The 13336-nt window shown below is 44.2% G+C and carries 13 protein-coding genes; 8 read left to right on the top strand and 5 right to left on the bottom strand.

Features of this window, described 5'->3' with window-relative positions; genetic code table 11:
• Nucleotides 1–53 precede the first annotated feature (53 nt).
• From hrcA to P7J49_RS08035, 8 genes are all read left to right on the top strand, one after another.
• On the top strand, nt 54–1088 hold the full coding sequence (gene hrcA, locus P7J49_RS08070) for a heat-inducible transcriptional repressor HrcA (protein ID WP_408570394.1): 1035 nt from the start codon (nt 54–56) through the stop codon (nt 1086–1088).
• 125 nt (nt 1089–1213) lie between these two features.
• Nucleotides 1214–1750, top strand: a complete 537-nt coding sequence (grpE, locus tag P7J49_RS08065; RefSeq protein WP_370594842.1) for a nucleotide exchange factor GrpE — start codon at nt 1214–1216, stop codon at nt 1748–1750.
• Nucleotides 1751–2182 carry a GNAT family N-acetyltransferase gene (locus P7J49_RS08060; protein WP_408570372.1) on the top strand — a complete coding sequence of 144 codons (432 nt, stop codon included), beginning with the start codon at nt 1751–1753 and terminating at the stop codon, nt 2180–2182.
• A gap of 193 nt (nt 2183–2375) precedes the next feature.
• Entirely contained in the window at nt 2376–4199 is a 1824-nt protein-coding gene (dnaK, locus tag P7J49_RS08055) for a molecular chaperone DnaK (protein ID WP_002943084.1), read from the top strand.
• A gap of 889 nt (nt 4200–5088) precedes the next feature.
• Nucleotides 5089–6225, top strand: a complete 1137-nt coding sequence (gene dnaJ / locus P7J49_RS08050) for a molecular chaperone DnaJ (protein WP_408570371.1) — start codon at nt 5089–5091, stop codon at nt 6223–6225.
• Nucleotides 6226–6316: 91 nt separating this feature from the next.
• Nucleotides 6317–7762 carry an amidase gene (locus P7J49_RS08045; RefSeq protein WP_408570370.1) on the top strand — a complete coding sequence of 482 codons (1446 nt, stop codon included), beginning with the start codon at nt 6317–6319 and terminating at the stop codon, nt 7760–7762.
• 123 nt (nt 7763–7885) lie between these two features.
• Nucleotides 7886–8761 carry a transporter substrate-binding domain-containing protein gene (locus P7J49_RS08040; RefSeq protein ID WP_029943879.1) on the top strand — a complete coding sequence of 292 codons (876 nt, stop codon included), beginning with the start codon at nt 7886–7888 and terminating at the stop codon, nt 8759–8761.
• 91 nt (nt 8762–8852) lie between these two features.
• Complete coding sequence (locus P7J49_RS08035) at nt 8853–9524, top strand: amino acid ABC transporter permease (RefSeq protein WP_408570369.1); 672 nt, start codon at nt 8853–8855, stop codon at nt 9522–9524.
• Between the two features lie 37 nt (nt 9525–9561).
• Here P7J49_RS08035 and P7J49_RS08030 read toward each other — a convergent pair whose 3' ends face one another.
• The 5 genes from P7J49_RS08030 to P7J49_RS08010 form a co-directional block, all read right to left on the bottom strand.
• The gene (locus tag P7J49_RS08030; RefSeq protein WP_408570368.1) at nt 9562–10032 is read right to left on the bottom strand and encodes a hypothetical protein; all 471 of its coding nucleotides are present in this window, start codon (nt 10030–10032) and stop codon (nt 9562–9564) included.
• Nucleotides 10033–10043: 11 nt separating this feature from the next.
• Nucleotides 10044–10550: a DUF2975 domain-containing protein gene (locus P7J49_RS08025; RefSeq protein ID WP_408570367.1), complete on the bottom strand. Its 507-nt coding sequence runs from the start codon at nt 10548–10550 to the stop codon at nt 10044–10046.
• 1 nt (nt 10551) lies between these two features.
• Nucleotides 10552–10767 (bottom strand): helix-turn-helix domain-containing protein, encoded by a 216-nt coding sequence (locus tag P7J49_RS08020; protein ID WP_015646430.1) that lies wholly within the window; start codon nt 10765–10767, stop codon nt 10552–10554.
• 1 nt (nt 10768) lies between these two features.
• Complete coding sequence (locus tag P7J49_RS08015; protein WP_029187040.1) at nt 10769–11293, bottom strand: hypothetical protein; 525 nt, start codon at nt 11291–11293, stop codon at nt 10769–10771.
• A gap of 131 nt (nt 11294–11424) precedes the next feature.
• Nucleotides 11425–13293 carry a heavy metal translocating P-type ATPase gene (locus P7J49_RS08010; protein ID WP_408570366.1) on the bottom strand — a complete coding sequence of 623 codons (1869 nt, stop codon included), beginning with the start codon at nt 13291–13293 and terminating at the stop codon, nt 11425–11427.
• Nucleotides 13294–13336: the final 43 nt, after the last annotated feature.

The following is a 13336-nucleotide window of genomic DNA, read 5'->3' as shown; positions in this document are numbered from 1 at the left end:
CCATACGAGAGTGCTAAAGCTAAAAATCAATCGTGTTCATGAAAGGAGCGGAGATGATTACCCAACGTCAAAATGATATTTTGAATCTGATTGTTGAATTGTTTACGCGCCATCATGAGCCGGTTGGTTCTAAGGCCTTGCAGGAGATGATTGCATCTAGTTCGGCGACCATTCGCAATGATATGGCTAAGCTAGAGCAGCTGGGCTTGCTAGAAAAGGCCCACACGTCAAGCGGTCGGATGCCCAGTAGGGCTGGTTTTCAATACTTTGTCAACCATTCGCTTAACTTGGAACACATCAATGAAGAAGATGTTTATCAGGTGGTCAAGGCCTTCGACTTTGAAGCCTTCAAGTTGGAAGACATCTTGGAGCGGGCCAGTACAGTCCTAGCGGATTTGACAGGCTACACCTCGGTCATCTTAGATGTGGAGCCGACCAGTCAGCAGTTGACTTCCTTTGACATCGTGCAGCTCAGTAGCCACGATGCTCTGGCAGTCTTGACCTTGGATCAGTCCAAACCTGTCACTGTTCAGTTTGCCATTCCCAAGAACTTTTTGACCAGGGACTTGGAAGTGCTCAAACGCCTAGTGGATGAACGCTTCGTTGACCAGACGGTCTTGGCAATCCACTACAAGCTGCGGACGGAGATTCCTCAGGTGGTGCAACGTTACTTTACCACGACGGACAATGTCTTGGATCTCATGGACTACATCTTTTCCAATCTCTTCCAAGAATCAGTCTTTATCAGTGGAAAGGTCGCTTCGCTGACCTATGGCAATCTCGCCACCTATCAGCTCTTGGATAGCCCACAAGTTTTGGCAACAGAGCTACGGGCAGGTTTGGGACAAGACCAGCAGACCAGTATCACAGTGGCAGAACACAGCGATCCGGCTCTTGCAGATGTAACGGTTATTCATCATCGCTTTCCAATCCCCTATCGGGGCATGGCCCAGATGAGTTTGCTTGGTCCTGTTGACATGGACTACCGTAGGCAGCTGAGTTTGATCAACATCATCAGCCGCGTCCTATTTATGAAATTAACCGATTACTACCGATATCTAAGTAGTAATCATTATGAAGTCAATTAAGATGTGAGGGCGTGAAGGAAACGATTGAAAAATAGGAGATTGACGCGGTGTCATCAGACACAAGGAAATCTATCTTTTTTCTGAGTTTCTAGCCCGAACTCAATTTATTATTTGTCAAAGTAATAATAGAAAACGAAGAGGTGAACAACTTGTCAGAAGAAATCAAAAACGAAGAAATCGTAGAAGAGGTTGAAGCAACAGAAGAAGTTGTGGAGACACCTGAAAAATCAGAATTGGATTTGGCAAATGAGCGTGCAGAGGAATTTGAAAACAAGTACCTCCGTGCCCACGCTGAAATGCAAAATATCCAACGCCGTGCCAATGAGGAACGCCAAACCATTCAGCGTTACCGTTCGCAAGACTTAGCCAAGAAAATCTTGCCAAGTTTGGACAACTTGGAACGTGCCCTTCAAGTCGAAGGCTTGACGGAAGATGTCAAAAAAGGCTTGGAAATGGTACAGGAAAGCTTGATTCAAGCCCTCAAAGAAGAAGGGGTGGAAGAAGTCGCAACAGATGTCTTTGACCCAAATCTTCACATGGCCATTCAAACAGTCCCAGCTACAGACGACTGCCCCGCAGAACACATTGCACAAGTCTTCCAAAAAGGCTACAAGTTGCATGAACGTCTGTTGAGACCGGCTATGGTGGTGGTATCGGAATAAATGCTAGAGCTACGCGAAATCAGTGATGAGAATTTTCACGATTGCTTACATCTGGATTCTGGCTTATCTAAAGAAGACTATGTTGATTCAGTTGAGTTTTCATTGGCAGAAGCTTGGAGCCTTCGACCATTCTCACATCCGAAAGCTATTTACAATGAAGGTGAATTGATAGGCTACGTTTCGCTTTACTGCAAAGACAGCAATGGTGAAATCATCAATTTCTTAATTGATAAGAAGTACCAAGGAAAGGGATTTGGCAGAAAAGCAGCTGAAGTCTGTATAGACTATCTGAAAACAGAGTACAGTCTAGCCCAAATTTCCCTACCAGTTCATAAAGAACATTTGGAAGCTAGAAATTTCTGGAAGAAGTTAGGATTTCAAGAATCAAACAACATTGAAGATGACTATATCTTCATGCGTCGAACAACCTGACCGAAATGTCATGCACAGTAGTTTGCAACCAATCGCTTCGTCGCGAGGCTCCTAGCTCTTGGGCAAACTTTGTGTCGGTAACTCTAAGGTCGCTAAAGCGACAAGAGTTACTCGAAAACTATGAAAAAACCTCGTCTGCAATGACGGTAAACTATGAATGAATAAAAGTAAACTAAAATAAGAGGTAACACACATGTCTAAAATTATCGGTATTGACTTAGGTACAACAAACTCAGCAGTTGCAGTTCTTGAAGGAACTGAATCAAAAATTATCGCAAACCCAGAAGGGAACCGCACAACTCCGTCTGTTGTGTCTTTCAAAAATGGTGAAATCATAGTTGGTGATGCGGCAAAACGCCAAGCAGTAACTAACCCAGATACTATCATCTCTATCAAATCAAAAATGGGAACTTCTGAAAAAGTTTCAGCAAATGGCAAAGAATACACACCACAAGAAATCTCAGCTATGATTCTTCAATACTTGAAAGGCTACGCTGAAGAGTACCTTGGTGAAAAAGTAACTAAAGCCGTTATCACTGTTCCTGCTTACTTCAACGATGCACAGCGTCAAGCCACCAAAGACGCTGGTAAAATCGCTGGTCTTGAAGTAGAACGTATTGTCAACGAACCAACTGCAGCAGCTCTTGCTTACGGTTTGGACAAGACTGACAAAGACGAGAAAATCTTGGTATTCGACCTTGGTGGTGGTACTTTCGACGTATCTATCCTTGAGCTCGGTGACGGTGTCTTCGATGTACTTGCAACAGCAGGTGATAACAAGCTCGGTGGTGACGACTTTGACCAAAAGATTATCGACCACATGGTAGCAGAATTCAAGAAAGAAAACGGTATCGACTTGTCAGCTGACAAGATGGCCCTTCAACGTTTGAAAGATGCGGCTGAAAAAGCTAAGAAAGACTTGTCAGGCGTGACTTCAACTCAAATTAGTTTGCCGTTCATCACTGCAGGTGCAGCAGGTCCGCTTCACTTGGAAATGACATTGACTCGTGCGAAATTTGACGAATTGACTTACGACCTTGTAGAACGTACAAAAGTTCCTGTTCGTCAAGCCCTTTCAGATGCTGGACTTAGCTTGTCAGAAATCGACGAAGTTATCCTTGTCGGTGGTTCAACTCGTATCCCAGCCGTTGTAGAAGCTGTTAAGGCTGAAACTGGTAAAGAGCCAAACAAATCTGTCAACCCTGACGAAGTGGTTGCCATGGGTGCGGCAATCCAAGGTGGTGTCATCACTGGTGATGTCAAAGACGTTGTCCTCCTTGACGTAACTCCATTGTCACTTGGTATCGAAACAATGGGTGGCGTATTTACAAAACTCATCGACCGTAACACAACTATCCCAACTTCTAAATCACAAGTCTTCTCAACTGCGGCGGACAACCAGCCAGCTGTTGACATCCACGTGCTTCAAGGTGAGCGTCCAATGGCAGCGGACAACAAGACTCTTGGCCGCTTCCAATTGACAGACATTCCAGCAGCGCCTCGTGGTATTCCACAAATCGAAGTAACATTTGACATCGACAAGAACGGTATCGTTTCTGTAAAAGCCAAAGACCTTGGTACCCAAAAAGAGCAAACTATCGTTATCCAGTCTAACTCAGGTTTGACAGATGAAGAAATCGACCGCATGATGAAAGATGCAGAAGCAAACGCGGAAGCAGATAAGAAACGTAAGGAAGAAGTGGACCTTCGTAACGATGTTGACCAAGCAATCTTTGCGACTGAGAAAACTCTGAAAGAAACGGAAGGAAAAGGCTTCGACGCAGAACGTGACCAAGCCCAAGCAGCCCTTGATGAGTTGAAAGCAGCTCAAGAAGCAAACAACTTGGACGACATGAAGGCTAAACTTGAAAACCTCAACGAAAAAGCTCAAGCTCTTGCAGTGAAACTTTATGAGCAAGCCGCAGCAGCACAACAAGCAGCCGCAGGCCAAGAAGGTGCTCAAACAGCTAACAATGCAGGCGATGATGTGGTGGATGGCGAGTTTACTGAAAAGTAACACACCAAAACTGATGGCTACTAAAAGTAGCTCATCAGTTAACGGTTACCGCTATTACGGCTAACCTAGGTGTCTTACTAGCTCGAAAACAAAGTATGATCGACTTTGTTTTCTCACGTCGTAAATGGTTCAGGGAACGTTTTTATCCCGTGAGCCAGAATTCAGAAACGAGCGGTTGGACTGGGAGACCTTTTTATCCTGACTTCTTGAAAATTAGTAGGAAGTCGGTTAAGGTTCTTAGCTCGAACTCAGTTCTCATCTTCTCGAGAATAGAAATCATTCGTCAATAAAATTTCCAATCACAGAGGTTGCAACCCAGCCTCTGTTTTTGGGTAAATACCCTTCTAACTTTTACAGAATTGAATACGCCTACGACTCTTTGAAAAAAGATAAACTTTACCTAGATGCGAGGCATCGTCGGAGAGTTTCCTATTTTTCTTTGAGTCGCTTAACGGCTTAATATCTTCATAGAAAGGAAAGTGTTCGTAATCGAACACGGGCTACTTTCAATATTTCAAAGAAAGGAATACAAGTTCGTTTATTCGAACACAGTCGTTTATATGTAGTATTCTTGCATGACTATTTTGGTGTAACTGAATACGCCTACGACTCTTTGAAAAAAGATAAACTTTACCTAGATGCGAGGCATCGTCGGAGAGTTTCCTATTTTTCTTTGAGTCGCTTAACGGCTTAATATCTTCATAGAAAGGAAAGTGTTCGTAACTGAACACGGGCTACTTTCTAATTTTCAAAGAAAGGAATACAAGTTCGTTTATTCGAACACAGGCTAAAAACCTAGTGAAAAAGATAAACCTCCTAGTGTGTTTTACACACTGCGTCAGTTTCCTATTTTCATACGGTTTTCTTAACGCCTTTTGTATCATAAACTATGAACAACACAGAATTTTACGATCGTCTGGGGGTTTCTAAGGATGCCTCTCAGGACGAGATTAAGAAGGCTTATCGCAAGCTTTCAAAGAAATACCATCCAGATATTAATAAGGATCCAGGTGCGGAGGACAAGTACAAGGAAGTCCAAGAGGCTTATGAAACCTTGAGCGATCCGCAGAAACGGGCAGCCTATGACCAGTATGGTCCTGCTGGTGCCAATGGAGGCATCGGCGGAGGAGCAGGTGGATTTGGTGGTTTCGACGGAGCAGGTTTCGGTGGCTTTGAAGACATTTTCTCTAGCTTCTTTGGTGGAGGTGGTGCGACGCGCAATCCTAATGCACCTCGTCAAGGGGATGATTTGCAGTATGCAGTCAACTTGAAATTTGAAGAAGCGATTTTTGGTGTGGAACGTGAAGTTTCCTATAACCGTGAGGCAACTTGTCGAACCTGTACAGGTTCAGGTGCCAAACCTGGAACAAGTCCAGTAACCTGTGGGCGTTGTCATGGTTCTGGAGTGATCAATGTGGACGCCCAAACTCCACTTGGAACCATGCGCCGTCAAATGACCTGTGATGTCTGTCATGGTCGCGGAAAACAAATCAAAGATCCATGTACAACCTGTCATGGAACTGGTCATGAAAAACAAGCCCATACGGTAACGGTTAAGGTACCAGCTGGTGTGGAAACTGGTCAACGTATTCGCTTGGCAGGTCAAGGTGAAGCTGGTTTCAATGGAGGTCCTTACGGAGATCTCTACGTTGTCATTCAGGTCCAACCTTCAGACAAGTTTGAACGTGAAGGAACCACTATTCACTATAAACTGAACCTCAACTTTGTCCAAGCAGCACTTGGAGATACAGTTCATGTGCCAACAGTTCACGGTGATGTGGATATGGTCATTCCTGAAGGTACCCAGACTGGTAAGACCTTCCGACTCAAAGGAAAAGGTGCACCAAGTGTTCGTGGTGGAGTCATCGGTGACCAATATGTGACGGTAAATATCGTCACTCCGACAGGTTTGAATGACCGCCAAAAAGCAGCTCTTAAAGAATTTGCGGCAGCTGGAAATATTGATGTCAAGCCCCATAAAAAAGGATTTTTTGACAAGGTAAAAGATGCCTTTGATGAATTGTAATTTGTTTTGAACAGATATTCAAAATCAGTAAGCTCGGCTTGCTGATTTTTTACTTTCATGATAAGCTAATAAAAAATACAAGGAGAAGCCTATGTGGAAAGATGCGACGGAAATGGCCTTGGCTGTTCGAACAGGTCAGGTTTCTGCTAAAGAACTGGTAGCGGAAGCTATTGAACGAATAGAAGAGGAAAATCCTGCTATCAATGCAGTTGTCAGCAAGCAATATGAGCAAGCCCTGCAAGAAGCAGAAACAGGGGACTTTCAAGATAAGCCCTTTGGTGGTGTTCCTCTTTTGTTGAAAGATTTGGGGCAAAATGAAGAAGGGCACTTGTCAACAGCGGGCTCTCGTCTATTCCAGAATTACCGAGCGGGGCATACAGATAAATTGGTACAGGCTTTCAAGGATATGGGGTTCATCATCTTGGGCCGGACCAATACGCCAGAGTTTGGTTTTAAGAACATATCTGACTCCAGCCTACATGGGCCAGTCAAGTTGCCGCTAGATTTGAGCCGAAATGCAGGTGGGTCCAGTGGTGGTGCAGCAGCGGCAGTTGCTTCTGGTATGGTACCTTTAGCAGCAGCTTCAGATGGTGGCGGTTCTATCCGTATTCCCGCCTCCTTCAATGGTTTGATTGGGCTCAAGCCCAGTCGGGGTCGGATTCCAGTTGGACCAATTTCTTATCGAGGTTGGCAGGGCACTTCCAGCAACTTTGCTCTGACTAAGTCAGTCCGCGATACCAAACACCTTCTTTATCACTTGCAGACCTATCAGGTGGAAGCTCCCTTTCCTCTGGCTCTCCTGTCTGAGCAGAGTCTCCTTGCACCGCAAGATCAACCTCTGAAAATTGCCTACAGTCTGGCATCGCCGATTGGCAGTTCGGTTTCCGCTGATGCCAAGCAAGCTGTCTTGTCCCTTCTGCCTCAGTTAGAAGCACTGGGGCACCAGATTACCGAGCTAGCAAGTCCTATTTTAGACGGCCTTGAAGTCATGCAGGCCTATTACCTGATGAACAGTGTTGAAACAGCTCAGATGTTTGACGAGATTGAAGCGGGGCTGGGTCGTCCCATGACCCCTGATGACATAGAGATCATGACCTGGGCCATTTACCAGAGCGGGCAGACCATCCCAGCTAAACTCTATTCTAAGGTCTTACAGGATTGGGACCGCTACAGTGCCATCATGGCGGACTTCCACCAGCACTACGATCTCCTTCTGACACCGACCGTCGCAGATGTAGCGCCCAAGCTAAACCAGTTCACTCACTCGCAAGAGATGCTGGACCGCTTGTTGCACATGCAGGAGTTGGCAATGGCAGAGCAGCAGAGCTTGATTTGGGAGATGTTTGCAGATAGTCTAGCCTGGACACCCTTTACCCAGCAGGCAAACATCACCGGCCAACCGGCTATCAGCTTGCCAACTTATAAGACCCCACAAGGCCTGCCAATCGGCATTCAATTCACAGCAGCCAAGGGACGAGAGGATTTACTTTTGCAGTTGGCAGACCAAATGGAGGCAGCTGGTTTGCTCAACTTGTAAGGGAATTCATTTTTTCAGTTCAATTATTTGCCAAAACGTTTTCAAAATGTTAACCTGTAAAAGTTGGTGGGTTAACACCGAAAAATTAAAAAGGAAGTTATAGCTTCCAAAGGAGATTGTTTTATGTTGAAAAAAGTTTTGGCCTCAGCTCTCTTGGTTTCTACTTTGACCTTGGCAGCATGTTCTAGCTCAAGTTCGAATACTAGCAGTTCTTCTGCTGAACAGACTCAATGGGAAAAAGTACAAGAAGCAGGTGTCTTGAAGGTTGCAACACCAGGAACCCTCTTCCCAACTTCTTACTACAACGATGCCAAAGAATTGGTCGGTTATGAAATTGACATGATCAATGAAATTGGTAAGCGTTTGAAACTGGAAATTGAATACCAAGAAATCGGTGTGGCAGAAGCCTTTACAGCTGTTGATAGTGGTAAGGTCGATATTTCTGTTAACAACTTTGACATGACAGAAGCACGTAAGGAAAAGTACAACTTCTCTATCCCTTACAAGTATTCAGTTGGTGGCTACATTGTTCGTGAAGATGGTTCATCAGGAATCGAAGCAGCTGACTTGAGCGACTGGACTGGTAAAAAAGCAGGTGGTGGCGCAGGTACTCAGTACATGAAAATTGCTGAAAAACAAGGCGCAGAGCCAGTTATCTATGACAACGTAACCAACGATGTTTACTTACGTGATGTATCAACAGGTCGTACAGACTTCATTCCAAACGACTACTACACACAAGTCATGGCTATCAAATGGGTCAATGCAAACTTCCCAGATATCAAAGTGAAGATGGGTGATGCAAAATACAATCCAACAGAACAAGGTATTGTCATGAGCAAGGCTGACACAAGCTTGAAAGAAAAAATTGACGAGGCTCTTGAAGCGATGAAAGCTGACGGAACTTTGAAGGCAATTTCTGAGAAATACTATGCAGGACAAGATTTGACAGTTCCTGTTGAAAATGCAGATGAGTTGCCAGTTATCGAAGTTGAATAAGACTTGGTAAGAAATTAAATTGTATGTTGTATAGACTTTGTCGGTCCCAGACTGGCAAGGTCTATCTGGTTTTTAGGAAAGAGGAGAAGATATGGATATTAACTGGCAGGCAGTTTTTAATGCAGATATTGCAAGAGAGGCCATTCCACAGATTTTGGAGGGGCTACCCTACACTTTATCCCTATCCCTAATTGGTTTTGCCTTGGGGACTTTCTGTGGATTTTTTGTAGCCCTCATGCGGATGTCTAAGTTTGGACCCTTGCGTTGGTTGGCTATGGCCCATATTTCTCTCATGCGTGGCATTCCCCTCATGGTCCTTCTTTTCTTCATCTATTTTGGTTTGCCTTTCATGGGGCTGCAACTTGATGCTATCTCCGCATCTATCATCGCCTTTACATCCATGTCTAGTGCCTACATTTCTGAAATTATTCGTGCATCTCTTTCGGCCATTGATAAGGGACAATGGGAGGCGGCGCGTTCTCTGGGCTTGCGGACCAATGTGATTTACAGAAAAATCATCATCCCCCAAGCCTTTCGGATTGCCCTTCCACCTCTTAGCAATGTTCTCTTGGATATGGTGAAAAGTACGTCCTTGACCGCTATGATTACAGTGCCAGAGATTTTCAATAAGGCAAAAATAGTCGGCGGAGCCAAGTCTGATTACATGACAGTTTATATCTGTGTTGCCTTGATATATTGGTCCATCTGCACTCTCTGCGCCTTCGGTCAGCTCAGGTTGGAAAAACGCTTGGCGACGTATTAAAAAAATTCCTCGGTTCTTTTGAATCGAGGAATTTTTGCTAGTCTGGATAGAAGACAAGAATAGCGGAAGTGGGAGAGGGTTTGGTGTATTCGAAATCCTCCACATCTTGCACGGATAAGCTTTGAACAGTGAAGTAAGTTTGTTTTTTATAGCGAATATTAAAATCATTGCTACTACCAGAATCGATAGTTGAGAAACTATGTTCATTTAGAGTAAACTCTTCTTTTGAGAGTTTCTCGAGATTTTCTTTGGTTGCCATTAAATAGATTTTGCCAGAGAAAGGAGATTTAAGAGAGAACTCTCCTTTGGATGCCGCGATTTCGACAATTTGCTGAAAGTTCTCAATCTTAGCCAGACTTTCGTTTGTTTTTAGAGCTTTTTCTGTTTCGATAGAAGCTGCTGTTAGCTCGTTTTGCATTTCTTTATTAACTTCTGAAGTGACAGAGTGACAAGCACTTAAGCAAGGTATCATCATGCAGAGTGCAATGAGGGAAATATACTTTTTCATCATGGGCTCCTTTATATAATTTCATCGTTTTCAGCTTGTAAAAGTACACCTTTTTCCAATACCATTTTTGCTAGTAATGCAATAATAATTAGCACACCATTTATGAAGTAATCACTGAGTGAAAAATCGTATAAATCACTTACATTCTTTAAGTCTAGGTAAGATAGGAAAAAAGCACTTGCAAATTGTATGCTAGTCCATGCGATCAGAGTTCCTAAAATTATCTTTGTATAGACTACATTTTCAGTTGAGAAAATAATTCCTTTCTGAAAGTTTATAATTAATTTTTTGAGTATGGTAGCTAGGTAGATGAAGCAGGCTACCAATAGGATACTTATGATTAGAATAATAACAATGATAGGCAAGGGGACAGTTAGTTGTAAACTATTTTGAATAGGTTTCCCGCCTATAAGTAGAATAAGAAGTGCCAACATTATCAGTCCTGTTAAGGCAATCAATCCATAACGAATAAAATTCAGCAATTGTATGACGATGTTGAAAAATATTTTTTTGTTCATGCTATTTCCCCTCACTCACATATTCCAAAATATCTCCTGGTTGGCAGTCTAGGATTCGGCAGATGCTCATCAGGGTATTGAAACGAATACCTTTTGCCTTGCCTGTCTTGAGAATGGATAGGTTGGCTTCGGTAATGCCGACTTGCTCCGCCAAGTCCTTGGAAGTCATTTGTCGGTCTTTGAGGACCTTGTCTAAATTTACGCGAATCATTTCCATATCAGATAAACTCGCTGTTCTCGGTTTCAAGTTGTTGCCCCTTTTGTACTAAGGTCCAGACAAAATAAGTCAGGAAGATAAAGAGAGCATTGAGGATAAAATCTGACCAACGCAGATTGAGGAAGTTGTTTGGTCCAGCAGCATTTATCAGGACGAACAAGCTGGTTAGGCAAAATTGACCAGCAGTTAAGACCAGCAAACTGATGAAGAGTTTCTGATAAAGGGCAAGGCTAGCTGAAGCGAAGTAATCTTCTTCCAGAAGAAATTTACATAACTTTTGAAGCAAGTGGGCAATGTGACTGAGAGCCGCTAAGACAATTAAGATTAATCCACTTGTTAAAAGGATGAGCCAGACACCAATCTGGTCAATGGGTTTGTTAAAGGTGTATTCCCAAGAACGTGTTACAAAAGAATCCCCGCTAAAACCTGCCAATGTAGAGAAGGCATAGAGAGCAATCAAAAAATAGAAGAAATAGCGAACACATGCAGCAACCAATCCTGCTGTTTTGAGTAGATTCGTTTTCATAGCAAACCTCCGATTATTATTGTTTTATGATAATATTATCTTCAAAATTATTATAAAACAATAATTTTTGGAATGCAAGCGTTTTTTAAAAAAAATAATAAGAAAACCGCCAAGTAGCTGGCGGTTTGATGTTATTTAAAATACAAGAGTCTCAACCCATTCAAAATCACCAAAATCGTTGATCCTTCGTGGCCCACGACACCGAGTGGTAGGTTGATAGACTGGAAGAGGTTAGAAATGATAAGAAGAGCAATGACAGACAGGGCAAAGATGATGTTTTGCTTGATGATGCCCCGCATTTTCTTAGAGAGGCGAATGGAGTAAGGAATCCGTGTCAGGTCTTCCATGAGCACGATGTCGGCTGACTCCATAGCGATATCCGTTCCGCTTCCCATGGCATAGCTGACATTGGCTTGGGCAAGGGCAGGAGCATCGTTGATACCGTCACCTACCATTCCGACAGATGCAAACTCGGTTTGCAGTTCTTGGATAACAGAAGCCTTGTCCGTCGGCAGACAGTTGGCAATCACACGGTCAATACCGACCTGACTCGCCACGTAACGAGCCGTCTTTTCTTGGTCGCCCGTCAGGAGAATTGGCGTCACGCCCATCTCTTTCAACTGGGCAATCAGCTGCTTGCTCTCTGGCTTCAAACTATCTTCCACCATGAAAATCGCCGACAGCACATCATTTTGGCTGACATAGACCAGGGTTTTCCCAGTGCTCTCCGCCTCGTCAATCTGTGCCAGCAAGTCAGCAGACAGCGGACCTACCAAGCTATCCACCACAAAGCCTGCCTTACCGATTTTCCAGCTATCGCCTTGATAGCCCGCCACCAAGCCTTTTCCGGTCACGTCTTCTAGGCTTTGGAGGTCAATAGCAGAGCTGTCAGCTGTATAGGTCATGAGAGCTTGAGCGATTGGGTGACTCGATTGTTTTTCAACTGCCTGAACAACCTGCTTGATAAGTTCTTCATCGCCAAGATAGGTCGCTCCAACAACTTCAGGTTTACCAATGGTCAGGGTACCTGTCTTGTCAAAGACAATAGCTTCTAAATTGGCGATGTTGTCCGCAATATCACCGCCCTTGATAATCATGCCTTTGCGTGCCGCACGGCTGATGGCAGAAAGTGTCGCCGGTGAAGAAGAAGCTACAAGCGCACATGGAGAAGCGATGGTCAAGAGAATCATGCCACGGTAGAAGGCAGTCAACCAGTCCCACCCCAGAGCAAAATGAGCAAAGAGGATAAAGAGCGGCACCACCACCAAAACAACCTTGACATAGGTATCTTCCATATTTTCTATGAAAGTCGCTGTTTTTGATTTGGATTCTTGGGCATTTTCGACCATTTGGACGATTTTATCGAAGAGGGCATCGCCTTTTTCAGCTGTAACTTGAACGGTCACAGTTGGTCCTTGGTTGATAGTACCGCCGATAACCGCCGCACCAGCTGCTTTTTCCGCAGGAAGCGGCTCGCCTGTAATCATGGATTCGTCAAAGATAGATTGCGGGCTGATGAGAGTGGCATCCAGTGGGACCGTGTCGCCCTTGCGAACTTGCAGGAGGTCGCCGATGCGAATGTCGGCAGTATCCAAAACAGTGATATCACCATTTTCCTCGATTTTACGAGCTGTTGGAGGCGTCATGTTCATCAGAGCTGCGATGGCATTCTTGCTTTTCTCCATGGCTAATTCTTCCAGAGTAGAAGAAAGGGAGAAGATGAAGATGAGCAGGGCCCCCTCCATCCAGTAGCCGATCAGGCCAGAGCCGATAGCAGCCAAGATCATGAGCAGGTCAACAGACAGGTGCTTGTCGAAAATCAGCTCAGTCAGACCTTCCTTGGCTGACTGGTAACCACCGATGACAAAGGCTGAAATGAAGAGGATGGGTGCCCCTCCCTGTCCAGTCTGAAGCAAAAGGATACCCATTAGAATGAGCGCCAAGCAGAGAGCGGTTGTGATGATATGGCTGTGTTGTTTGAGGTTGGATACGAGTGTCATAGTTTGTTGTTTCCTTATTTAGAATTATTATCATTTATCTAAG

The organism is Streptococcus suis (assembly GCF_046032515.1).
Lineage (GTDB): Bacteria > Bacillota > Bacilli > Lactobacillales > Streptococcaceae > Streptococcus > Streptococcus suis_AL.
Note: the sequence above shows the minus strand (reverse complement) of the source record. Positions and strands in the feature narration are given on the sequence as shown.

What these genes read in the sequence shown, in the direction of transcription:
- hrcA (WP_408570394.1), top strand. Translation starts at nt 54, where the DNA reads ATGATTACCCAACGTCAAAATGATATTTTGAATCTGATTGTTGAATTG.
- P7J49_RS08060 (WP_408570372.1), top strand. Translation starts at nt 1,751, where the DNA reads ATGCTAGAGCTACGCGAAATCAGTGATGAGAATTTTCACGATTGCTTA.
- dnaK (WP_002943084.1), top strand. Translation starts at nt 2,376, where the DNA reads ATGTCTAAAATTATCGGTATTGACTTAGGTACAACAAACTCAGCAGTT.
- dnaJ (WP_408570371.1), top strand. Translation starts at nt 5,089, where the DNA reads ATGAACAACACAGAATTTTACGATCGTCTGGGGGTTTCTAAGGATGCC.
- P7J49_RS08045 (WP_408570370.1), top strand. Translation starts at nt 6,317, where the DNA reads ATGTGGAAAGATGCGACGGAAATGGCCTTGGCTGTTCGAACAGGTCAG.
- P7J49_RS08040 (WP_029943879.1), top strand. Translation starts at nt 7,886, where the DNA reads ATGTTGAAAAAAGTTTTGGCCTCAGCTCTCTTGGTTTCTACTTTGACC.
- P7J49_RS08035 (WP_408570369.1), top strand. Translation starts at nt 8,853, where the DNA reads ATGGATATTAACTGGCAGGCAGTTTTTAATGCAGATATTGCAAGAGAG.
- P7J49_RS08030 (WP_408570368.1), bottom strand. Translation starts at nt 10,032, where the DNA reads ATGAAAAAGTATATTTCCCTCATTGCACTCTGCATGATGATACCTTGC.
- P7J49_RS08025 (WP_408570367.1), bottom strand. Translation starts at nt 10,550, where the DNA reads ATGAACAAAAAAATATTTTTCAACATCGTCATACAATTGCTGAATTTT.
- P7J49_RS08020 (WP_015646430.1), bottom strand. Translation starts at nt 10,767, where the DNA reads ATGGAAATGATTCGCGTAAATTTAGACAAGGTCCTCAAAGACCGACAA.
- P7J49_RS08015 (WP_029187040.1), bottom strand. Translation starts at nt 11,293, where the DNA reads ATGAAAACGAATCTACTCAAAACAGCAGGATTGGTTGCTGCATGTGTT.
- P7J49_RS08010 (WP_408570366.1), bottom strand. Translation starts at nt 13,293, where the DNA reads ATGACACTCGTATCCAACCTCAAACAACACAGCCATATCATCACAACC.